The 22308-nt window shown below is 66.7% G+C and carries 23 protein-coding genes; 21 read left to right on the top strand and 2 right to left on the bottom strand.

Annotation, left to right across the window (positions count from 1 at the left end; all coding sequences use genetic code 11):
* Positions 1–4: 4 nt before the first annotated feature.
* Together thrB and rho are read left to right on the top strand one after the other, a co-directional pair.
* Entirely contained in the window at positions 5–934 is a 930-nt protein-coding gene (gene thrB, locus QRN63_RS22385; protein ID WP_285032767.1) for a homoserine kinase, read from the top strand.
* Between the two features lie 291 nt (positions 935–1225).
* Entirely contained in the window at positions 1226–3205 is a 1980-nt protein-coding gene (gene rho / locus QRN63_RS22380) for a transcription termination factor Rho (protein ID WP_285032765.1), read from the top strand.
* A 65-nt stretch (positions 3206–3270) separates the two neighbouring features.
* Here the strand turns inward: rho and QRN63_RS22375 are convergent, their stop codons facing one another.
* Complete coding sequence (locus QRN63_RS22375) at positions 3271–3843, bottom strand: TetR/AcrR family transcriptional regulator (protein ID WP_267315173.1); 573 nt, start codon at positions 3841–3843, stop codon at positions 3271–3273.
* A gap of 176 nt (positions 3844–4019) precedes the next feature.
* Here QRN63_RS22375 and fadD1 point away from each other — a divergent pair, with 176 nt between their 5' ends.
* The 18 genes from fadD1 (at position 4020) to QRN63_RS22285 (ending at position 20135) form a co-directional block, all read left to right on the top strand.
* Entirely contained in the window at positions 4020–5582 is a 1563-nt protein-coding gene (fadD1, locus tag QRN63_RS22370; RefSeq protein ID WP_285032764.1) for a fatty-acid--CoA ligase FadD1, read from the top strand.
* Positions 5583–5659: 77 nt separating this feature from the next.
* Positions 5660–6001 carry a YciI family protein gene (locus QRN63_RS22365; RefSeq protein ID WP_267315171.1) on the top strand — a complete coding sequence of 114 codons (342 nt, stop codon included), beginning with the start codon at positions 5660–5662 and terminating at the stop codon, positions 5999–6001.
* A 34-nt stretch (positions 6002–6035) separates the two neighbouring features.
* Positions 6036–7226: an RNA polymerase sigma factor gene (locus QRN63_RS22360; protein WP_502888184.1), complete on the top strand. Its 1191-nt coding sequence runs from the start codon at positions 6036–6038 to the stop codon at positions 7224–7226.
* A gap of 128 nt (positions 7227–7354) precedes the next feature.
* Positions 7355–7591, top strand: coding sequence for a 50S ribosomal protein L31 (rpmE, locus tag QRN63_RS22355; protein ID WP_020104122.1), 237 nt, complete (start codon positions 7355–7357; stop codon positions 7589–7591).
* A 99-nt stretch (positions 7592–7690) separates the two neighbouring features.
* Complete coding sequence (gene prfA / locus QRN63_RS22350; protein ID WP_060998862.1) at positions 7691–8770, top strand: peptide chain release factor 1; 1080 nt, start codon at positions 7691–7693, stop codon at positions 8768–8770.
* A complete protein-coding gene (gene prmC / locus QRN63_RS22345; RefSeq protein WP_502888183.1) occupies positions 8770–9594 on the top strand; it encodes a peptide chain release factor N(5)-glutamine methyltransferase in 825 nt (274 codons plus the stop codon). The genes prfA and prmC overlap by 1 nt, the downstream gene beginning before the upstream one ends.
* 45 nt (positions 9595–9639) lie before the next feature.
* Complete coding sequence (locus tag QRN63_RS22340) at positions 9640–10299, top strand: L-threonylcarbamoyladenylate synthase (RefSeq protein ID WP_267315168.1); 660 nt, start codon at positions 9640–9642, stop codon at positions 10297–10299.
* Positions 10296–11492: a glycosyltransferase family 4 protein gene (locus QRN63_RS22335; RefSeq protein WP_020104126.1), complete on the top strand. Its 1197-nt coding sequence runs from the start codon at positions 10296–10298 to the stop codon at positions 11490–11492. The genes QRN63_RS22340 and QRN63_RS22335 overlap by 4 nt, the downstream gene beginning before the upstream one ends.
* A 259-nt stretch (positions 11493–11751) precedes the next feature.
* Positions 11752–12225: an ATP synthase subunit I gene (locus QRN63_RS22330; RefSeq protein WP_285032760.1), complete on the top strand. Its 474-nt coding sequence runs from the start codon at positions 11752–11754 to the stop codon at positions 12223–12225.
* Between the two features lie 8 nt (positions 12226–12233).
* A complete protein-coding gene (gene atpB / locus QRN63_RS22325; RefSeq protein ID WP_267315166.1) occupies positions 12234–12986 on the top strand; it encodes a F0F1 ATP synthase subunit A in 753 nt (250 codons plus the stop codon).
* Between the two features lie 76 nt (positions 12987–13062).
* Positions 13063–13326 (top strand): F0F1 ATP synthase subunit C, encoded by a 264-nt coding sequence (locus tag QRN63_RS22320; protein WP_020104130.1) that lies wholly within the window; start codon positions 13063–13065, stop codon positions 13324–13326.
* Positions 13327–13335: 9 nt separating this feature from the next.
* Positions 13336–13869, top strand: a complete 534-nt coding sequence (locus tag QRN63_RS22315; protein WP_267315165.1) for a F0F1 ATP synthase subunit B — start codon at positions 13336–13338, stop codon at positions 13867–13869.
* Positions 13870–15210, top strand: a complete 1341-nt coding sequence (locus tag QRN63_RS22310) for a F0F1 ATP synthase subunit B/delta (protein WP_285032759.1) — start codon at positions 13870–13872, stop codon at positions 15208–15210.
* A 36-nt stretch (positions 15211–15246) separates the two neighbouring features.
* Entirely contained in the window at positions 15247–16896 is a 1650-nt protein-coding gene (gene atpA / locus QRN63_RS22305; RefSeq protein WP_267315163.1) for a F0F1 ATP synthase subunit alpha, read from the top strand.
* Positions 16897–16903: 7 nt separating this feature from the next.
* Positions 16904–17824, top strand: a complete 921-nt coding sequence (locus tag QRN63_RS22300; RefSeq protein ID WP_267315162.1) for a F0F1 ATP synthase subunit gamma — start codon at positions 16904–16906, stop codon at positions 17822–17824.
* Between the two features lie 24 nt (positions 17825–17848).
* On the top strand, positions 17849–19279 hold the full coding sequence (gene atpD, locus QRN63_RS22295; protein ID WP_267315161.1) for a F0F1 ATP synthase subunit beta: 1431 nt from the start codon (positions 17849–17851) through the stop codon (positions 19277–19279).
* A gap of 36 nt (positions 19280–19315) precedes the next feature.
* Entirely contained in the window at positions 19316–19681 is a 366-nt protein-coding gene (locus tag QRN63_RS22290; protein WP_064857757.1) for a F0F1 ATP synthase subunit epsilon, read from the top strand.
* Positions 19682–19688: 7 nt separating this feature from the next.
* Positions 19689–20135 carry a DUF2550 domain-containing protein gene (locus tag QRN63_RS22285; protein ID WP_043397045.1) on the top strand — a complete coding sequence of 149 codons (447 nt, stop codon included), beginning with the start codon at positions 19689–19691 and terminating at the stop codon, positions 20133–20135.
* Positions 20136–20141: 6 nt separating this feature from the next.
* Here QRN63_RS22285 and QRN63_RS22280 read toward each other — a convergent pair whose 3' ends face one another.
* On the bottom strand, positions 20142–20720 hold the full coding sequence (locus QRN63_RS22280) for a cob(I)yrinic acid a,c-diamide adenosyltransferase (protein WP_285032758.1): 579 nt from the start codon (positions 20718–20720) through the stop codon (positions 20142–20144).
* A 72-nt stretch (positions 20721–20792) separates the two neighbouring features.
* Here QRN63_RS22280 and murA point away from each other — a divergent pair, with 72 nt between their 5' ends.
* Entirely contained in the window at positions 20793–22046 is a 1254-nt protein-coding gene (gene murA, locus QRN63_RS22275; RefSeq protein ID WP_267315159.1) for a UDP-N-acetylglucosamine 1-carboxyvinyltransferase, read from the top strand.
* The last annotated feature ends 262 nt before the right edge of the window (positions 22047–22308 follow it).

Raw genomic sequence — 22308 nt, 5'->3', positions numbered from 1 at the left:
GCCAGTGACCGAAAACCTGCCCGCCGGCCTGCTCGCCACCGCCGTCGTCCCCGCCTCGAGCGCCAATCTCGGCCCCGGCTTCGACAGCCTGGGCCTGGCGCTGAGCCTGTACGACGAAATTCAGGCTGAGACAACCGATTCCGGCCTCACCATCGAGGTGACGGGAGAGGGGGCCGGGCAGGTTCCGGACGACGAGTCCCATCTGGTCGTGCGGGCCATCCGGCGCGGTCTGGCCGCCGGTGGCGTTTCGGTGTCCGGTCTGAACATCAAATGCCGCAATGTCATTCCGCATTCGCGGGGCCTCGGCTCGTCGGCCGCCGCGGTGGTCGGCGGTCTGGCCGTCGCCAATGGCCTTATCGCCCAATCGGGTTCGCAGCCGCTGACACTCGAGCAGCTGGTCCAGCTGTCGTCGGAGTTCGAGGGGCATCCGGACAACGCGTCGGCCGCCGTGCTGGGTGGCGCGGTGGTGTCTTACACGGAGCCCGGCCCGGTGTACGCGGCAGCGCCGCTGACGCTGCATCCGGACATCCACCTGTTCCCGGCGATCCCGCAGGTCCGGTCATCGACCGCGGAGACCCGCGCAGTGCTGCCGGAGGTGATCCCTCACAAGGACGCGACGTTCAACGTCAGCCGTGCCGCCCTCCTGGTGGTGGCGCTGACCCAGCGCCCGGATTTGCTGATGGCCGCCACCGAAGACGTGATGCACCAGCCGCAGCGCGCGGCGGCGATGCCGGCTTCCGCGGAATATCTGGCGATGCTGCGGCGTTCTGGCGTGGCAGCAGTGCTTTCCGGTGCTGGACCTGCGGTTATCGCATTCAGTACCGAACCCGAACTGCCGGCCGAAGTCCTCGAATTCGGCGCGGCCAACGGTTTCGCCGTCGAGAAGATGGCGGTGGGCCACGGGGTTCGCTGGACCGTCGGTGCCGGCGTCTAACGGAAAACACGCGCCGAGTGGCAATTCTTGCTTCATTGTCGGATGAGAGATATTCTCGCAGCGTCCAGCAATCGCAGGCTCTAGTACCTGCGCCTACGGTAGGACGACCACTCTTCTCTTTGATGTTCAACTCGTGGACTGATGGTTCGCCGCATGGCGGCAAATCCTGGTGCTTGGCTGATGCAGTGCCTCAGCCGACCCGGCATTTGACGAATGCGGTTCGGGGAAGCCGTCCGACTGCGAACCAAACCCTCGCCTGATCAGCTGCGCGAGGGCACAGAAAGGAAATCCGTGACTGATACGGACCTCTTCACCGCCGATGGCAACACTGATGCCCCGGCAACTGAAGCGCCGGCGGCCGGACGCTCCGGATCGCTGACCAGTCTTCTGCTCCCCGACCTGCGTGCGCTCGCCGCCGAGGTTGGCGTCAAGGGCACCTCCGGCATGCGCAAGAGCGAACTGATCGCCGCCATTCGGGAACACCGTGGCGAGTCCAACGGCGCCAAGACCGAGGTCAAGGCCGCCAAGGCTGAAGCCAAGAACGAGACCAAGACCGCGGAGGCCGTCAACGGCACCGACGCCCCCACCGAGGCCAAGGAAGCCCAGGCCCCGGCCGCGAACGGCGCCGGCGAAGCCGCCGCTGCCGAGGGCGCTGCCGCCGAGCAAGCCCCGCGCCGCGAGCGCCGTGGCGCGTCGCGTCGCGCCGGCTCGGCCGCCGAAGGTGAATCCGGCGACAAGCCCGCCGAAAAGGCGGACAAGAGCGAGAACGCCGACAACGCCGACGCGCCCCGCGAGGAGCGGAACCGCGAGCGGAACGCCGACAACAGCAACCAGGGCGGCAACAAGGCCGAAGGTAGCCAGGGCGGCAACCGCGACCAGGGTGGCAACCGCGACCAGGGTGGCAACCGCGACCGCGGTGGCGACAACCAGGGCGGCAACCGCAACCAGGGCGGCAACCGCGGCGATAACCAGGGCAACAACAACGACGATGACGACGACAGCCGCCAGGGCCGTCGTGGCCGTCGGTTCCGCGACCGCGATCGTCGTCGTCGTGGCGAGCGTGGCGACAACCAGGGCGGGAACGCCGAGACCGAACTGCGCGAGGACGACGTCCTGCAGCCGGTCGCCGGCATCCTGGACGTGCTGGACAACTACGCGTTCGTCCGCACCTCGGGCTACCTGGCCGGACCGAACGACGTCTACGTCTCGATGAACATGGTCCGCAAGAACGGCCTGCGTCGCGGTGACGCGGTGACCGGCGCCGTGCGGGTCCCGCGCGAGGGCGAAGGTGGCGCGCAGAGTGGAAACAACCCGCGCCAGAAGTTCAACCCGCTCGTGCGTCTGGACAGCGTCAACGGCGGCCCCGTGGAGAACGCCAAGAACCGGGCGGACTTCCAGAAGCTCACGCCTCTCTACCCGAACCAGCGGCTGCGCCTGGAGACCACTCCCGAGCGGCTGACCACGCGTGTGATCGACCTGATCATGCCGATCGGTAAGGGCCAGCGTGCGCTGATCGTGTCCCCGCCGAAGGCCGGTAAGACGACGATCATGCAGGACATCGCCAACGCGATCACCAGGAACAACCCGGAATGCCACCTGATGGTGGTGCTCGTCGACGAGCGCCCGGAAGAGGTCACCGACATGCAGCGCTCGGTGAAGGGCGAGGTCATCGCCTCGACCTTCGACCGGCCGCCGTCAGACCACACCCAGGCCGCCGAACTGGCCATCGAGCGGGCCAAGCGCCTGGTCGAGCAGGGCAAGGACGTCGTGGTGCTGCTGGACTCGATCACCCGTCTGGGCCGCGCGTACAACAACGCGTCGCCGGCGTCGGGCCGCATCCTGTCCGGTGGTGTCGACTCCACCGCGCTGTACCCGCCGAAGCGCTTCCTCGGCGCGGCGCGCAACATCGAGAACGGCGGCTCGCTGACCATCATCGCGACGGCGATGGTCGAGACCGGCTCCACCGGTGACACCGTCATCTTCGAGGAGTTCAAGGGCACGGGTAACGCCGAGCTCAAGCTCGACCGCAAGATCGCCGAGCGGCGCGTGTTCCCGGCCGTCGACGTCAACCCGTCCGGTACCCGCAAGGACGAGCTGCTGCTCAGCCCGGACGAGTTCGCGGTCGTGCACAAGCTGCGTCGGGTGCTGTCGGGTCTGGACCCGCACCAGGCCATCGACCTGCTGATGAGCCAGCTGCGCAAGACCAAGACCAACTACGAGTTCCTGGTTCAGGTCTCGAAGACGGCCCCGGGCAACATGGACGCCGACTAGGCCCAGCCCACGCAAACGCCCCCGAAATCAGCCGATTTCGGGGGCTTTTGCGTCAGGTCGTCAGATTACGGCTGGGCCTTGAGGCCCGGCATCACATAGCGCCGCACGTGCGCGAGCAGCTCCTCGGAATCGTCGGGGTCGAGCTGGTGACCGGGCATCGTGGCCAGCGACAGGATGACGCGCGCGATCCATTCGGAAGCGTCGTCGATGTCGGTGTCGGCGTGGATTTCGCCGTTGTCGCGGGCTGCGGAAAGGTACCGGGACCAGAAGCCGGCGAGGTCGGGTACCAGGCCCTGCACGCCGGCACCGGCGCAGGCGGCGAACTCGTCGGGCTCCTCGACGCGCAGCTTCATCAACAGCGCGCCGGGGTCGTCATAGGCGGTGCGGCCGTGCTGGATTCCGGTCACGATCTGGTTGTCCAGGCCTTCGATCGACGCCAGCATGGCGTGCGCGTCGCTCCAGTAGGCGTTGTTCAGCCGGACGATCGCGGCGCCCAGCAGCGTCACCTTGTCCGGGAAATGCCGGTACAGCCAGCCGCGGGAGACGCCGGCGGCCTCGGCGACCTCGGATACCGTCGTGGCGCGAATTCCCTTGGCGCGCATGCACTCTTCAGCGGCATCGATCAGTCGATCACGCACGCTTCTCGGGGATTCTGGGCTTGCCACCGGGATGTCTCCTCACATGTCAACCGGGCGAACGACGATTCTGCCAGGGTGCTGACGCTATCGCGCTACCCGTCAATCATGGTAGACACTTTCAATAATCTGTTCACTCCGGGTGGTCCTCGTGATCGCCCACCGCATCGGGAGCCCAAATGGCGGACACCCTTCAGCAGTTGCTTCGCGAACGCGCCGACCAGGACACCGTCGCCGTCAAGTACGGCGAGACGACCTGGACCTGGCGAGAGTACGTCGCCGGAGCGCAGGCGCAGGCCGCCGCGCTGATCGGCCAGGCCGACCCACTGCGGCCGCTGCACGTGGGTACCCTGCTGGGCAACACCGCCGACATGCTCAAGGCGCTCGCGGCCGCGGCCCTGGGCGGCTATGTGCTGTGCGGCATCAACACCACCCGTCGCGGTGCGGCGCTCGTCCGCGACATCGCCCGCGTCGAATGCCAGATCGTGCTCGTGGATGAGCTGGGCCGGGCGCTCCTCCAGGACGTCCGCCTGCCCGGCGTCACCATCATCGACATCACCGCGACCGAGTGGCCGCCGCAGGATCTGACCCCGCATCGTGAAGTCGGGCCCGATGACACCTTCATGATGATCTTCACCTCGGGCACCAGCGGCGAGCCCAAGGCCGTAGAGGTGGCGCACGCCATCGTGCTGTTCTCCGCGACGGCGCTCGTGCAGCGCTACGAACTGACCGCCAAAGACACCTGTTACCTGGCGATGCCGCTGTTCCACTCCAACGGCGTCTACGCCGGCTGGGGCGTTGCGCTCGCATCTGGCGCGGCGATGGCACCCGCACAGTTCTCCGCGTCGAAGTTCCTCCCGGATATCCGCCGCTACGGCGCGACCTACATGAACTACGTCGGCAAGCCGCTGGCCTACATCCTGGCCACCGTCGAGCAGCCCGACGACCACGACAATCCGCTGCGTGTGGCGTTTGGAAACGAAGCCGCCGACCGCGACATCGACGAGTTCAGCCGCCGTTTCGGCTGCAGCGTGTGGGACGGCTTCGGTTCGACCGAGCTCGCGATCATCATCACCCGCTCCGAGGGGACCCCGGCCGGCAGTGTCGGCAAGGGTTTCCCGGGCGTCGCCATCTACGACCCGGAGACCGTCCAGGAGTGCGAGGTGGCGCGCTTCGACGAAACGGGCGCCCTCGTCAACGCCGAGGCGGCCACCGGTGAATTGGTGAACACCAGCGGCAGCGGCATGTTCCGCGGCTACCACAACGACAAGGGCGCGACGGACGAACGGCTGCGGCACGGCATGTACTGGTCAGGCGACCTGGCCTACCGCGACGCCGACGGCTGGATCTACCTGGCCGGCCGCACCGCCGACTGGATGCGCGTGGACGGCGAGAACATCACCGCGGCGCCCATCGAGCGAATCCTGTTGCGGCACCCGGTGATCAGCCGTGTGGCGGTCTATCCGGTACCCGACGAGTTCGTCGGCGACCAGGTGATGGCCGCCATGGTGCTGCGTGACGGCCGGGCCCTCGACCCGAAGTCGTTCGCAGAATTCCTGGCCACGCAGCCGGACATGTCCCCGAAGTCCTGGCCGCGGTACGTGTGGCTCGCCGACGACCTGCCGACCACCGCGACCAACAAGATTCTCAAACGGGAACTGGTTGCGCTGGGCGCCGATCCGGCCGGCCGGGTGGTGTGGAAACGCGACGGCACGCAGTACACGCCACTCGCCGGAAACTGATTTCGGCGGTCGTGTCCCCGCAATGGGTCCCCGTTCGTCTCACTGCTGTTGGACGATCGAGCCAGAAGGAGACAACGATGAAATACGCAACGCTGATCTACATCAAGCCGGGCAGCCACGACACCGACATCACCGAAGAGGAACACGCGGCCCTGACGGCCGAGTACGCGGCGCTCCGCCAGGAACCGCAGTGCGTCGGTGGCGGACACCTGCAGCCCGTCGAGACCGCGACATCGGTGCGGGCCGACCTGATCACTGACGGCCCGTTCGCCGACACCAAAGAGGTGTTCGCCGGCTACTTCGTCATCGAAGCCGACAATCTCGACGAAGCCCTCAAATTCGCTCAACGGATCCCGGCCGTGCGGCTCGGCGGCGGCGTCGAGGTGCGGCCGCTTTTCGAGGTTCCGGGCGAGGCATAGGGCGAGCGAAGCGACGGGAAGGGTCCAGGCACTGATCGACGCCATCTTCAAGCAGGAGTGGGGTCGGGTCCTGGCCGCGCTCATCGGCATCCTCGGCGACTTCGAGCTCGCCGAGGATGCCGCGCAGGAGGCGTTCGCCCGCGCCGCTGAACGCTGGCCGCGCGACGGTGTGCCAGACGCACCGGTGGCCTGGCTGGTACGCACCGGTCGCAATGTGGCGATCGACCGGTTGCGCCGCGAGCAGACGCTGCGCGCCAAAACCCGGCTGCTCCAGGCGGATCAACAGGCGACGACCATGGACGAGATCGACCTCGACGACAGCACCATCGGCGACGAGCGTCTGCAGCTGATCTTCATGTGCTGCCATCCGGCGCTGGCGCGTGAGGCCCAGGTGGCGCTCACGCTGCGGGCCCTCGGCGGGCTCACTACCGCCGAGATCGGGCGGGCATTCCTGGTGTCCGAGGACACCATGAAACGTCGCCTGTCCCGCGCCAAGGCCAAGATCAAGGCGACGAACATCCCGTTCGCCCTGCCCGCTGATCCCATGCTGCCGGACCGCGTGGCGGCGGCGCTCGCGGTGATCTACCTGATCTTCAACCAGGGCTTCACCGAGCGGGACGACCTCGCCGCCGAAGCCATACGGCTCGGCCGCCTCCTTGCCGACCTCTTGGCCGACGAGCCTGAGGCCTACGGGCTCTTGGCCCTGATGTTGCTGCACGATTCGCGGCGCGCGGCCCGCGTGGTCGACGGCCAGGTGGTGCCCCTCGCCGAGCAGGACCGGTCCCGGTATGACCAGGCCAAGGTCGACGCCGGGCGCGCCGCGCTGGACCGCGCGCTGGCGCTGCGGCTGGCGGCCGGGCCGTACGTCCTGCAGGCTGCGATCGCCGCACTGCAGGCCGAGGAGAAGATCGACTGGCACGAGGTCGGCGTCCTGTACGAGCGGCTCGAAATGCTCACCGGATCGCCGGTGGTGGCGCTCAATCGCGCGGTCGCGGTCGCCGAGGCCGGTGATCCCGCCCGGGCGCTCGAGCTCATCGATGCCCTTGACCTGGGCGATTACCGCTACCTGCCGTCGACTCGGGCGGAATTGCTGCGCCGTTTGGGCCGGACCGACGAGGCGCGGAGCGCGTTCGGACGCGCGCTGGCATTGGCGACGACGGAGCCGGAACGACGATTTCTGCAGCGTCGCCTGGCCGAGCTGCGTGATGGCGCCGCCCAGGAATAGCCGGCGGCCCGGAGGCGTTTAGGACCTTGGCGGCTGACCTGGCATAATCGACCGCCGAACCCCCTCGGCTCCGGTTCACGTCCGAATTCTCGGGCGACCCGGCGCCATCGAACACAGAGGACCATGAAATGAAATCGGGTATTCACCCCGCATACGTCGAGACCACCGTGGTCTGCGGTTGCGGCAACAGCTTCCAGACTCGTAGCACCAAGGAGAGCGGCAACATCGTTGTCGAGGTGTGCTCGCAGTGCCACCCGTTCTACACGGGCAAGCAGAAGCTTCTCGACACCGGCGGCCGCGTGGCCCGCTTCGAGAAGCGGTACGGCAAGCGCACCGCCGGCTCGAAGGCCGCGTCCGAGAGCTAGCTTCGTTCACGGCGCCCGATCTGTCGCATTCGCGTCAGGTCCGGGCGCCGTTTTCGTATCCAGCACCCGGAACCCCAGAACAACCGCAGGAGTCCGAAAGTGGCAGAGACAGATACCGCGCCCCGCATCGAGGCACTGCTGGCCGAGCATGCTGATCTCGAGCGGCAGCTGGGGGACCCGAACCTGCACGCCGACGCCGGCGCGGCCCGCAAGGTCGGCCGCCGCTTCGCGCAGGTGTCGCCGATCGTCGTCACGTACCGCAAGCTCGAGGCCGCCCAGGGCGACCTCGAAGCTGCCCGCGAGCTGGCCGCCGAGGACGCCGCGTTTGCCGCCGAGGTGCCCGAGTTGGAGGCCCGCGTCGCCGAACTCGACGCCAAGCTGACCGACCTGCTGGCCCCGCGCGATCCGCACGACGCCGACGACGTCGTCCTCGAGGTGAAATCCGGGGAGGGCGGCGAAGAGTCGGCGCTGTTCGCGTCCGACCTCGCGCGCATGTACATCCGGTACGCCGAGCGCCACGGCTGGACCGTCACCGTCCTCGACGAAACCTGGTCGGACCTGGGCGGCTACAAGGACGCCACCATCACCATCGCCAGCAAGGGCGATTCCGCCGACGGCGTGTGGTCCCGCATGAAGTTCGAGGGCGGCGTGCACCGCGTGCAGCGCGTCCCCGTCACCGAATCGCAGGGCCGCGTGCACACCTCGGCCGCCGGCGTCCTCGTCTACCCGGAGCCCGAAGACGTCGAGCAGGTGCAGATCGACGAATCGGACCTGCGTATCGACGTCTACCGCTCGTCCGGCAAGGGTGGTCAGGGCGTCAACACCACCGACTCGGCGGTCCGCATCACGCACCTGCCCACCGGCATCGTCGTCACCTGCCAGAACGAACGCTCGCAGCTGCAGAACAAGGCCCGCGCCATGGTGGTGCTCGCCGCGCGCCTGCAGGCGCTGGCCGAGGAGCAGGCCGCGTCCGACGCCTCCGCGGACCGCGCCAGCCAGATCCGCACCGTCGACCGCAGCGAGCGCATCCGGACCTACAACTTCCCCGAGAACCGGATCGCCGACCATCGCATCAACTTCAAGGCCCACAACCTGGACCAGGTGCTCGACGGCGACATGGACGCGCTGCTCGACGCCCTCGCGGCCGCCGACAAGCAGGCCCGGCTCGCGCAAGAGTGATCCGCCAGGCCATCACTGAGGCGACCGCACAGCTGGCCGCCGCAGGTATCGATTCCGCCCGGGTCGACGCCGAATACCTCGCCGCGCACGCCGCCGGGATCGATCGCGCGCGGGTGATGTTCGCCGAGCCCGACCCGGCGTTCTATCCGCGGTTCCGCGTGCTGGTGGAACGTCGCGCGCAGCGAATTCCCTTGCAGCACTTGATCGGAACCGCGGCATTCGGTCCGGTGGAAGTGCACGTCGGTCCCGGGGTGTTCATCCCGCGACCCGAGACCGAGGCCCTGTTGGAGTGGGCCATGAACCAGCCGTTGCCGCCGGGTCCGGTGATCGTGGACCTGTGCACGGGATCGGGAGCACTGGCCCTGGCCTTGGCGCACACCTGGCCGCAGGCGCAGGTCGTCGCCGTCGAGAAGTCCCCGGAGGCGTTGGCCTACGCCCGGCGCAACTGTGCCGGCAGCGCCGTCGAGGTGCTCGAGGCCGACGTCACCGTTCCCAGCCTGCTGTCAGACCGGACCGGCACAGTGGACCTGCTGGTGTCCAACCCGCCCTACATCCCCGACGGCGCCGACCTCGATCCCGAAGTCATCGACCACGACCCGGCCGTCGCCCTGTTCGGCGGGCCCGACGGCATGTCTGTCATTGTGCCGATCATCGCGTTGGCGGCCCGGTTGCTGCGTCCCGGCGGCAAGTTGGGCATCGAACACGACGACACCACAGCCGATCAGGTGGTGGCCGAGTTGGACCGCGACGGTACGTTCGGTGACATCACCGCGCGGCGCGATCTGGCCGGGCGGCCCCGGTTCGTCACCGCGACCCGACGGTAAAACGGGTCATGGCAACCGACGAAACGCTTGCGTGAGGAGTCATAGATGGAGACGTTCGACTGCGGTGATGCGGCCAAGCGCGCCACCGGGATCGCCTCGGCTATCAGTGCGCTCAAGGGCGGCCGCCTGGTCGTGCTGCCCACCGACACCGTCTACGGCCTGGGCGCCGACGCCTTCAACAGCGAGGCCGTCGCGGCGCTGCTGGCCGCGAAGGGGAGGGGCCGCAACATGCCGGTCCCGGTTCTCGTCGGTTCCTGGCGCACCATCGACGGGCTCGTCTATGCCGTGCCGCCGGCGGCCCGGGACCTGATCGAGGCGTTCTGGCCCGGCGCGTTGAGCCTGGTCGTGCGGCAGGCCCCGTCGCTGTCGTGGGATCTCGGTGACACCAACGGCAGCGTCATGCTGCGCATGCCGCTGCATCCGGTGGCGATCGAGCTGCTGCGTGAGGTCGGTCCCATGGCGGTGTCCAGCGCCAACATCTCGGGCCGGCCGCCCGCGGTCAACGCCGACGAGGCGCGCGAGCAGCTGGGCGACAAGGTCGAGGTGTACCTGGACGCCGGACCGGCGACCAAGCAGGCCGCGTCCACGATCATCGACCTGACCGGCGCGACGCCGCGGGTGCTGCGGGAAGGGCCGATCTCCGTCGCGCAGGTCGCCGAGGTGCTCGGCGTCGAAGCGGAGTCCCTGACCGGCGAGGTGTCGTGACCGTAGTCGCCGACGCCGGCCGGCTACTCGCGCAGATCGATCGCGGCACCGGGGTTCCGCTCCGGGAGCTGGTGCTGGTCGGTCTCACCGCGGCGATCATCACCTACTTCGCCACGGGCTGGGTGCGGGCGCTGGCGTTCCGTTTCGGTGCTGTCGCCTACCCGCGCGAACGTGACGTCCACGTCCAGCCGGTCCCGCGGATGGGCGGCCTGGCCATGTATGTCGGTGTCGCGGCCGCGGTCTTGCTGGCGTCCCAACTGCCCGCACTGACGCGCGGTTTCGTCTATTCGTCCGGCATGCCGGCGGTCGTGGTGGCCGGCGGCCTGATCATGCTCATCGGCCTGATCGACGACCGCTGGGGCCTGGATGCCCTGACCAAGTTCGCCGGCCAGATCACCGCCGCCAGTGTCCTGGTCACCATGGGCGTCGCGTGGAGTGTGCTGTACATCCCGATCGGCGGCGTCGGCACCATCGTGCTGGACCAGGCGTCGTCGATCCTGCTGACCCTGGCGTTGACGGTGTCGATCGTCAACGCGATGAACTTCGTCGACGGCCTCGACGGCCTCGCGGCCGGGCTCGGCCTCATCACCGCGTCGGCCATCTGCATCTTCTCGGTCGGTCTGCTGCGCGACCACGGCGGTGACGTTTTGTTCTACCCGCCCGCCGTCATCTCGGTGGTGCTCGCCGGCGCGTGCCTGGGCTTCCTGCCGCACAATTTCCATCCGGCCCGCATCTTCATGGGGGACTCCGGGTCGATGCTCATCGGCCTGATGCTGGCCGCCGCGTCGACCACCGCGGCCGGCCCGATCTCCCAGAACGCTTACGGCGCGCGCGACGTTTTTGCTTTGCTGTCGCCATTCCTGTTGGTCGTTGCGGTGATGTTCGTACCGGCCCTCGACATGCTGCTGGCCATCGTGCGGCGCACCCGGGCGGGACTCAGTCCATTCAGTCCCGACAAGATGCATCTGCACCACCGGCTGCTACAGATCGGCCACTCGCACCGACGCGTCGTGCTGCTGATCTACCTATGGGTGGGCATCGTGGCACTCGGGGCCGCCAGCACCATATTCTTCGACCCCCGGTACACCGGTGCCGTGATGCTCGGGGCCATTCTGCTGGCCGCCATCTTCACCTTGATTCCGCTGCTGCGGCGGCGCGATGACCTGCCAGAAGGCGAGTACGACAAAAAGTAGTAGGTGCCCGTTTTCGGGTGCTCACCATGTGGTACGGTTCTGGCAGAACCCGAAAAACCTCGCGGGTTGCCGGCCCGGCCCATCGGTTCACACAAGCCGATCGGCGCCGAATGACGACCGACAAAGGGAGCTTCCCCTTGGGTGATTCCAGTGTGCCCGACGCGCTCGATGTGACCTTCGATACGCTCTGTGGGCACGCACACAGGATTGCCAGGTATATGGGGACGGCACTCGTGACCGCGGGATTGAGGTGAACACCATGACGACACCAGCGCAGGACGCGCCTCTGGTGTTGCCGGCAGTGGCTTTTCAGCCTATTCGTTTGTTTGCTATCTCGCTCCTCGTGACGGCCGTTGCGCTCGGCGGCGGCTACGCAGTGAGCGGCAATCTCAAGTTCGGCGCCTTCTTCGGCCTGGGCATGGCGCTCGGCCTGACCAACGCCTTGATGGTCCGTCGCGCCGTCGCCAAGGTCACCGCCAAGGACCACCCGCTGAAGATGCAGATGGCCGCCAACTCCGCGATGCGGTTGGTCGTCATCTCGGTGATCGCCCTGCTGATCACCTGGTTCTTCAAGCCGGCCGGGATCGGCGTGCTGTTCGGGGTGGCACTGTTCCAGGCGATTCTTGTCATGAGCACCGCATTGCCGGTGATGAAGAAGGTCCGCGCCGGCCAACGTAACGGTGGCGGCGCCGACCAACCAGAAGCACACGACGGATCAGAAGCAAAGGACTGACGACCCAAGTGATTCAACAATTCACCGCCGAGGCCGCCATCGAGGTCGGCCACCACGAGCAGCACGAGCTGTGGGGCTACACCTTCAACGTCGACACGATCATCGCCACCAGCGTGGCCGCGGTCATCGTCATCGCGTTGGCGTTCTTCGTGAAGTCGAAGGTGACCTCGACCGGGGTCCCCGGCGGTGTGCAGCTTTTCTTCGAGGCCATCACCATCCAGATGCGCCAGCAGATCGAGACCGCGATCGGTATGAAGGTTGCTCCGTTCGTGCTGCCGCTGGCCGTCACGATCTTCACCTTCATCCTGATCTCCAACTGGCTGTCGGTCCTGCCGGTGCAGTTCGGTGGGGAAGACGGTGGCGCCAAAGAACTGCTGGCCCCGCCGGCCTCGGACATCAACTACGTGTTGGCGCTCGCGCTGTTCGTGTTCCTCTGCTACCACGCGGCTGGCATCTGGCGTCGCGGCGTCTTCGGTCACTTCAAGAAGCTGCTGAAGGGTCACGTCGCGGTCCTGGCACCGATCAACATCGTCGAGGAGATCGCCAAGCCGGTCTCGCTGTCCCTGCGACTCTTCGGCAACATGTTCGCCGGCGGCATCCTGGTCGCGCTGATCGCGATGTTCCCGTGGTACGTGCAGTGGGCGCCGAACGCCATCTGGAAGACCTTCGACCTGTTCGTCGGCCTGATCCAGGCGTTCATCTTCGCGCTGCTGACGATCCTGTACTTCAGCCAGTCGATGGAACTCGACGAGCACCACTGAGTACCCGCAAGACCTGTAGGAACCACAAATAAGACCCTGGTAGCGCAGCTACCAGTTACCAAGGAGGAAAAAGAGAATGGCCGACGCAGCAACGAACGCCACTATCATCCAGGGCGCCCTCATCGGCGGTGGCTTGATCATGGCCGGTGGCGCCATCGGTGCCGGTATCGGTGACGGTATCGCCGGTAACGCGCTGATCTCGGGCATCGCCCGTCAGCCGGAGGCCCAGGGCCGCCTGTTCACCCCGTTCTTCATCACCGTCGGTCTGGTGGAAGCCGCGTACTTCATCAACCTGGCCTTCATGGCGCTCTTCGTGTTCGCCACCCCGGGCCTGTCGTAATCCGTCGACATGGGTGAATTGAGCGCAACCATCCTGGCCTCGGGCCAGGCAGCAGCGGAAGGCTCTGGTGGTGGAGGGGGTCAGAACTTCCTGATCCCCAACGCGACCTTCTTCGTCGTGCTGATCATCTTCCTGATCGTGCTCGGCGTGATCGGTAAGTGGGTTGTGCCACCGATCAGCAAGGTCTTGGTCGAACGCGAGGAAATGCTGGCCAAGACCGCTGCTGACAACCGGAAGTCGGCTGAGCAGGTGGCCGCCGCAGAGGCGGACTACAACGCGGCGATGGCGGGTGCTCGCACGGAGGCTTCGGCCATCCGTGACGAGGCCCGCAACGAGGGCCGCAAGGTCGTCGACCAGGCGCGTGCAGCGGCGAGTGGTGAGGTGGCCGAAACCCTCAAGGGTGCCGACCAGGCACTGTCCGCACAGCGGCAGTCCACACAGACCGAACTGCAGTCCTCGGTCGACAACCTGTCCCAGACGCTGGCGAGCCGGATCCTCGGCGTGGAGCTGGCGGCCGACGTGAAATCAGGCGGGAGCCAGTAGATGGAAATCTTCATCGGGCAGCTGATCGGCTTTGCCGTCATCGTGGCCATCATCTGGAAGTACGTGGTACCTCCGGTGAAGGGCATGATGGCCAAGCAGCAGGAGGCCGTTCGCGTCGCGCTGGCCGAAAGTGCCGAAGCCGCACAGAAACTCGCCGACGCCGACAAGATGCACGCCAAGGCTCTTGCCGACGCGAAGGCCGAGGCGAGCAAGGTGACCGAGGAGGCGCGGCACGATTCGCAGCGCATCGTCGAGCAGCTCACCGAGCAGGCCGCCATCGACGCCGAGCGGATCAAGGCGCAGGGCGGCCAGCACGTCGAGCTGATGCGTCAGGGCGTCATCCGCGAGCTCCGTCAGGGGCTGGGCGCGGAGTCTGTCGCCAAGGCCGACGAGCTGGTGCGGCGCTACGTCGCCGAGCCCACCGCGCAGGCCGGCACCGTCGACCGCTTCCTCGCCGATCTCGAGCAGATGGCCCCGTCCTCGGCCGAGGTCGGAACCCACGCCGAGGTGAAGCTGCGGGCCGCGAGCCGGGAATCACTGAGCACGCTGGTCGAGAAGTTCGACGCCACAGCGGGTGGTCTGGATGCCGCCGCGCTGACCGCGCTGGCCGATGATCTGGCCGCCGTCGCCCGGCTGCTGTTGACCGAGGTCAACCTCAGTCGGCACCTGGCCGAGCCCGCCGACAACGCGGCCCCCAAGGTCGCTCTCCTGGACGCGGTGCTGTCCGGCAAGGTCGGCGCCAATGCCCTGGAGCTGCTGCGTACCGCGGTGTCGTCGCGGTGGTCGGAGCAGTCCGATCTGGTCGATGCCGTCGAGCACGTCGCTCGCCTGGCACTGATCAAGCGGGCCGACGTCAGCGGTGACGTCGCCGAGGTCGAGGACCAGCTGTTCCGCTTCAGCCGTGTGCTGGACGCGCAGCCGCGCCTGTCGACGCTGCTCGGTGACTACGGCACTCCGGTCGACGGCCGAGTTGCCTTGCTGGACAAGGTCCTTACCGGTGCCAACGGTTCGGTCAACAGCACCGTCAAAGCGCTGCTGACGCAGACCGTGAGCCTGCTGCGCGGCGAACGTGCCGACCAGGCAGTCCTCGATCTGGCCGAGCTGGCAGTCGCCCGCCGCGGTGAGGTCGTTGCCCACGTGGAGGCCGCCGCGGCCCTGTCCGATGCCCAGCGGGCCCGACTCACGTCGGTCCTGACCCGCATCTATGGCCACCCGGTGTCCGTCCAGTTGCATGTCGATCCGAGCCTCCTCGGTGGTCTGACCATCACCGTCGGTGACGAGGTGATCGACGGATCCATCTCGTCACGACTGGCTGCCGCCTCCAACCGGCTGCCCGACTAATCTCCGAAACACCCAAGACTAGGAAGACCAAAAACCATGGCAGAGTTGACAATCTCGGCTGCTGATATCGAAGGTGCCATCGAGAACTACGTAACGACGTTCTCGGCCTCGAACGATCGCGAGGAGATCGGCACCGTCGTCGACGCCGGTGACGGCATCGCACACGTCGAGGGTCTGCCCTCGGTCATGACGCAGGAGCTCCTCGAGTTCCCCGGCGGTGTTCTGGGCGTGGCCCTGAACCTCGATGAGCACAGCGTCGGTGCGGTCATCTTGGGTGAGTTCGCGAAGATCGAAGAGGGCCAGCAGGTCAAGCGCACCGGCGAGGTGCTCTCGGTGCCGGTGGGCGACGAGTTCCTGGGCCGCGTCATCAACCCGCTCGGCGAGCCCATCGACGGTCAGGGCGAGATCAAGGCCGAGACCCGTCGTGCCCTCGAGCTCCAGGCGCCGTCGGTCGTGCAGCGCCAGAGCGTCAGCGAGCCGCTGCAGACCGGCATCAAGGCCATCGACGCCATGACCCCGATCGGCCGCGGCCAGCGCCAGCTCATCATCGGTGACCGCAAGACCGGCAAGACCGCCGTCTGCGTCGACACCATCCTGAACCAGCGCGAGGCCTGGGAGACCGGCGACCCGAAGCAGCAGGTCCGCTGCGTCTACGTCGCGATCGGCCAGAAGGGCACCACCATCGCCAGCGTGAAGCGCGCGCTGGAAGAGGGCGGCGCCATGGAGTACACGACCATCGTCGCGGCTCCGGCCTCCGACCCCGCCGGCTTCAAGTGGCTGGCCCCGTACACCGGCTCGGCCATCGGCCAGCACTGGATGTACAACGGCAAGCACGTCCTGATCGTGTTCGACGACCTGTCGAAGCAGGCCGACGCCTACCGCGCCATCTCGCTGCTGCTGCGTCGCCCGCCGGGCCGCGAAGCCTTCCCGGGTGACGTCTTCTACCTGCACTCCCGTCTGCTGGAGCGTTGCGCAAAGCTGTCCGACGAGCTCGGTGGTGGTTCGATGACAGGTCTGCCGGTCATCGAGACCAAGGCCAACGACATCTCGGCGTTCATCCCGACCAACGTCATCTCGATCACCGACGGTCAGTGCTTCCTGGAGTCCGATCTGTTCAACCAGGGTGTTCGCCCTGCCGTGAACGTCGGTGTGTCGGTGTCCCGCGTCGGTGGTGCCGCCCAGATCAAGGCCATGAAAGAGGTTGCCGGCTCGCTGCGTCTGGACCTGTCGCAGTACCGCGAGCTGGAGGCCTTCGCGGCCTTCGCCTCGGACCTGGACGCCGCGTCGAAGGCTCAGCTGGACCGCGGTGTTCGCCTGGTCGAGCTGCTCAAGCAGCCGCAGTACAGCCCGCTGGCCGTCGAGGACCAGGTCATCGAGATCTTCCTCGGCACCCAGGGCCACCTGGATTCGGTTCCGGCTGAGGACGTTTCGCGCTTCTCCGCCGAGCTGCTGGAGCACGTGAAGGCCAGCCACGCGGACATCCTCGAGGGCATCAAGTCGACCAAGAAGCTGTCCGAGGAGGCCGAGGCCAAGCTGGTCACCGTCATCAACGACTTCAAGAAGGGCTTCGCGGCCACCGACGGTAGCTCGGTCGTCGTCAAGGAGGCCGACGCCGAGGCCCTGGATCCTGCTGAGCTCGGCCAGGAGTCGGTCAAGGTCAACAAGCCGGCACCGAAGAAGGCCTAGGTAACCAATGGCAGCCACACTGCGCGAGCTACGTGGACGTATCAAATCCGCTTCGTCGATCAAGAAGATCACGAAGGCCCAGGAGCTGATCGCCACGTCGCGGATCGCCAAGGCGCAGGCCCGGGTGGATGCAGCCCGGCCCTACGCCACCGAGATCACCAACATGCTCACCGAGCTTGCGGGGGCCAGCGCGCTGGACCACCCGCTGCTCGTGGAGCGGAAGAACCCTCGCCGTGCCGGTGTGCTGGTGGTGTCTTCGGACCGCGGCCTGTGCGGCGGTTACAACGCCAACGTCCTGCGTCGGGCCGAGGAACTGTTCGCGTTGCTTCGCAGCGAGGGCAAGGAGCCGGTGCTGTACGTCGTCGGGCGAAAGGCCTTGGGCTACTACAACTTCCGCCAGCGCGCCGTCGTCGAGTCCTGGACCGGCTTCTCGGAGCGCCCGGAGTACGCCAACGCCAAGGAGATCGCCGAGACCCTGGTGACGGCCTTCATGGCCGGTGCCGACGACGAGGGTGACGAACCGGGTGCGGACGGCATCCTGGGCGTCGACGAACTGCACATCGTGTCGACCGAGTTCAAGTCGATGCTGTCGCAGACCGCCGAGGCCGTGCGGATCGCCCCGCTGGCCGTCGAGTACACGGGGGAGCCGACCGAGGTCCACACCCTGTACTCGTTCGAGCCGAGTGCGGACGTTCTGTTCGACGCGTTGCTCCCTCGCTACATAGCGACCCGTGTGTACGCGGCACTGCTTGAGGCCGCGGCCTCGGAGTCGGCTTCGCGTCGACGCGCCATGAAGTCGGCAACGGACAACGCCGACGACCTGATCAAGGCCCTGACCCTCGCCGCGAACCGCGAGCGCCAGGCCCAGATCACCCAGGAAATCAGCGAAATCGTCGGTGGCGCCAACGCGCTGGCCGACGCGAAATAGGCCCCGTAGGAAGCGAAGAGAGATATGACTTCTGCCGTAGAGACCAAGACCGCTGGTCGCGTGGTTCGCATCACCGGCCCGGTGGTGGACATCGAATTCCCGCGTGGCTCGGTGCCCGAACTGTTCAACGCCCTGCATGCCGACATCACCTTCGGTGCGCTGGCCAAGACCCTGACCCTCGAGGTTGCCCAGCACCTCGGTGACAACCTGGTGCGCTGCATCTCGATGCAGCCGACCGACGGCCTGGTACGTGGCACCGACGTTCGCGACACCGGCGCCTCCATCTCGGTGCCCGTCGGCGACGGCGTCAAGGGCCACGTGTTCAACGCCCTGGGTGACTGCCTCGACGAGCCGGGTTACGGCAAGGAGTTCGAGCACTGGTCCATCCACCGCAAGCCGCCGGCCTTCGCCGACCTGGAGCCCCGCACCGAGATGCTGGAGACCGGTCTGAAGGTCGTCGACCTGCTCACCCCGTACGTGCGTGGTGGCAAGATCGCCCTGTTCGGTGGTGCCGGTGTCGGTAAGACGGTTCTGATCCAGGAGATGATCAACCGCATCGCCCGCAACTTCGGTGGTACCTCGGTGTTCGCCGGCGTCGGTGAGCGCACCCGTGAGGGCAACGACCTCTGGGTCGAGCTCGCGGACGCGAACGTGCTCAAGGACACGGCCCTGGTGTTCGGCCAGATGGACGAGCCGCCAGGCACCCGTATGCGCGTCGCCCTGTCGGCCCTGACCATGGCCGAGTACTTCCGCGACGAGCAGAACCAGGATGTGCTGCTCTTCATCGACAACATCTTCCGGTTCACCCAGGCCGGCTCCGAGGTTTCGACCCTGCTGGGTCGTATGCCTTCGGCCGTGGGTTACCAGCCGACGCTGGCGGACGAGATGGGTGAGCTCCAGGAGCGCATCACCTCGACCCGTGGTCGTTCGATCACCTCGATGCAGGCCGTGTACGTGCCCGCCGACGACTACACCGACCCGGCCCCGGCCACCACGTTCGCCCACCTGGACGCCACCACCGAGCTTTCGCGTGCGGTGTTCTCGAAGGGCATCTTCCCGGCCGTGGACCCGCTGGCGTCGTCCTCGACGATCCTGCACCCCAGCATCGTCGGCGACGAGCACTACCGGGTTGCTCAGGAAGTCATCCGAATCCTGCAGCGCTACAAGGACCTTCAGGACATCATCGCCATCCTCGGCATCGACGAGCTGTCGGAAGAGGACAAGGTGCTGGTGTACCGCGCCCGTAAGATCGAGCGCTTCCTGAGCCAGAACATGATGGCCGCCGAGCAGTTCACCGGCCAGCCGGGTTCGACGGTGCCGCTGAAGGAGACCATCGAGGCGTTCGACCGTCTCGCCAAGGGCGACTTCGACCACCTGCCGGAGCAGGCGTTCTTCCTCATCGGTGGTCTCGACGACCTGGCGAAGAAGGCCGAAAGCCTCGGCGCCAAGCTGTGACCGCTGTAGTTACTCGAGCACGGAAGGTGGTGTGACATGGCCGAAATGGACGTCGAGATCGTCGCCGTCGAGCGCGCGCTGTGGACAGGTAAGGCCACATTCGTCTTCACTCGCACCACCGCCGGCGAGATCGGCATCCTGCCCCGGCACATCCCGTTGGTCGGCCAGCTGGTCGACGACGCGATGGTCCGGGTCGAGCGCGAGGGCGAGGATGATCTGCGGATCGCCGTGTCCGGTGGGTTCCTCTCGGTGACCGAGGAGACCGTGCGGATTCTGGTTGAAGATGCGGCGCTGGAGTCGGAGATCGATGCGCATGCGGCCAAGGCCGATGCCGCGTCGGACGACGAAGCGACTGCTGCGTGGGGCCGGGCGCGTCTGCGCGCCGTAGGCCAGCTCGACTGATACCCCGATGAGCGCGTCCATGTTGATGATGGTCGCGCTCGTCGGCGTGTTGGTGCTGGCTGTTGCCGCACTGAGTTATCGGCTGTGGAAGTTGCGTCAGGTTGGCGGTACTGCCGCCATCCTGCGCGACTACCCGGCTGCCGGCGGCCACGGGTGGCGGCATGGAGTCATGCGCTACCGCGGTGGTGAGGCCGGCTTTTATCGTTTGTCGAGCCTGCGCTGGTGGCCGGACCGGACCCTGTCCCGTCGCGGTCTGGAAGTCGTCGGGCGCCGCGCCCCCCGGGGCGACGAATTCGACATCATGACCATCGAAACGGTCATTCTTGAGCTGCGTGACAACAGTCCCGAACGGCGCAGTGGCTACGAAATCGCTTTGGACCGTGGAGCTTTGACGGCTTTCACGTCGTGGCTCGAGGCCCGGCCGTCGCCGCGGTCCCGCCGCCGCGCAGTCTGATCTCCCTTACTGGGTACGGCCGCCGCCGGGCTGCCACAGCACATCGCCCTCCGGATTCGCGACCCGAGACAGGATGAAGAGCAGATCCGACAGCCGATTCAGATATTTGGCCGGCAGGACGCTGACCGAATCACCGTGTTCATCGATCGCCTGCCAGGCCGAGCGCTCCGCACGACGGACCACGGTGCGGCCGACGTGCAGGTACGCCGACAGGGGAGTGCCGCCGGGCAGGATGAACGACGTGAGCTTCGACAGCGGCTCGTTGAATTCGTCACACCAGGCTTCGAGCCGGTCGATGTACGGCTGGGTGATCCGCAGCGGCGGGTACTCCGGATTCTCGACCACCGGAGTCGACAGATCTGCGCCGGCATCGAAGAGATCATTCTGAATTTGCAGGAGTACCAAGCGGATTCGCTCGTCCGGCGCACCCGCGGCGACGGCGACGCCGATCGCGGCGTTGGCTTCGTCACAGTCCGCGTACGCGGCCAGGCGCGCGTCGTTCTTCGACACCCGGCTGAAATCGCTGAGGCCGGTCGACCCATCGTCGCCGGTCCGGGTATAGATGCGGGTCAGGTGCACGGCCATGGGTGAAACCGTACTCGCGGTGACCTGTTCGTTGTCTGACACCGGCCCTTGCCGCTGTTTACACTTAGCCGCGTGAGCGAGCGTTTCGTGGTGGCCGGGGGTAGCCGGTTGTCCGGCGCAGTTGCCGTGGGGGGCGCGAAGAACAGCGTGCTCAAGCTGATGGCCGCGGCGTTGTTGGCCGAGGGCACGACCACGATCACCAACTGTCCGGACATCCTGGATGTGCCATTGATGGCGGAGGTGCTCCGCGGTCTCGGGGCGACCGTCGAGCTCGAAGGCGATGTTGCCCGCATCACGTCTCCCGACGAGCCGAAGTACGACGCGGACTTCGCCGCGGTCCGGCAGTTCCGCGCCTCGGTGTGTGTGCTCGGCCCGCTGGTCGGGCGTTGCAAGAAGGCGAAAGTCGCGCTGCCCGGTGGCGATGCGATCGGCTCGCGGCCGCTGGACATGCACCAATCCGGTCTGCGGCAGCTCGGTGCGCGGTGCAATATCGAGCACGGTTGCGTGGTCGCCGAGGCGGATCACCTACGTGGGGCGGAGATCCAGCTCGAGTTCCCGTCAGTGGGTGCGACCGAGAACATCCTGATGGCGGCCGTGCTCGCCGAGGGCGTGACGATCATCCACAACGCGGCACGTGAACCGGACATCGTCGATATCTGCGACATGCTCAACCAGATGGGCGCCAAGGTCAGTGGGGGAGGGACCTCGACGCTGACCATCACCGGAGTGGACAAGCTGCATCCGACCGAGCACCGGGTGATCGGTGACCGGATCGTGGCCGCGACCTGGGGAATTGCCGCGGCGATGACGCGCGGCGATGTCGCCGTGACGGGGGTGGACCCGCAACACCTGCAGCTGGTGCTGCACAAACTCCACGATGCCGGCGCGACCGTGACCCAGCACGACAACGGTTTCCGCGTCGTGCAGTACGAGCGGCCCAAGGCCGTCAACGTCGCGACGCTTCCGTATCCGGGATTCCCGACCGATCTGCAACCGATGGCCATCGGTTTGGCGTGCATCGCCGAGGGCACGTCGATGATCACCGAGAACGTGTTCGAAGCCAGGTTCCGTTTCGTCGAGGAGATGATTCGCCTGGGCGCCGACGCCCGGACCGACGGACACCATGCGGTGGTCCGCGGAATTCCGCAGTTGTCGAGTGCACCGGTGTGGGCGTCGGATATTCGCGCCGGCGCCGGCTTGGTGTTGGCGGGATTGGTCGCCGACGGCGACACCGAGGTTCACGACGTTTTCCACATTGATCGCGGGTACCCGTTGTTCGTCGAGAACCTGGTGAGTCTCGGCGCGGAGGTCGAACGGGTCAGTTGACGACATTGGCGTGTCGCGCTGACTGTTCCGACGGACTGCTCTGCGACGCGTTTCGGTCGAAAAACCGGCCGTATGCAGGCGTTTTGTAAAATCAAGATCGGCCCGCTAATGTATTCCAAGTCAGCAGCGAGCGGGGCCGAAAAAGCCCAGAGCAAGAGCTTGACAGCCCGACCAAGAGGTAGTAGGTTGGTGGGGTTGCCCGAAAACGGCGTGTTGTTTGAGAACTCAATAGTGTGTTTGGTGGTTTTTGTTTGTTGTTTTT

It is taken from the genome of Mycolicibacterium sp. lyk4-40-TYG-92 (assembly GCF_030209435.1).
Classification (GTDB): domain Bacteria; phylum Actinomycetota; class Actinomycetes; order Mycobacteriales; family Mycobacteriaceae; genus Mycobacterium.
This window is presented reverse-complemented; position numbering and strand designations above follow the sequence as displayed.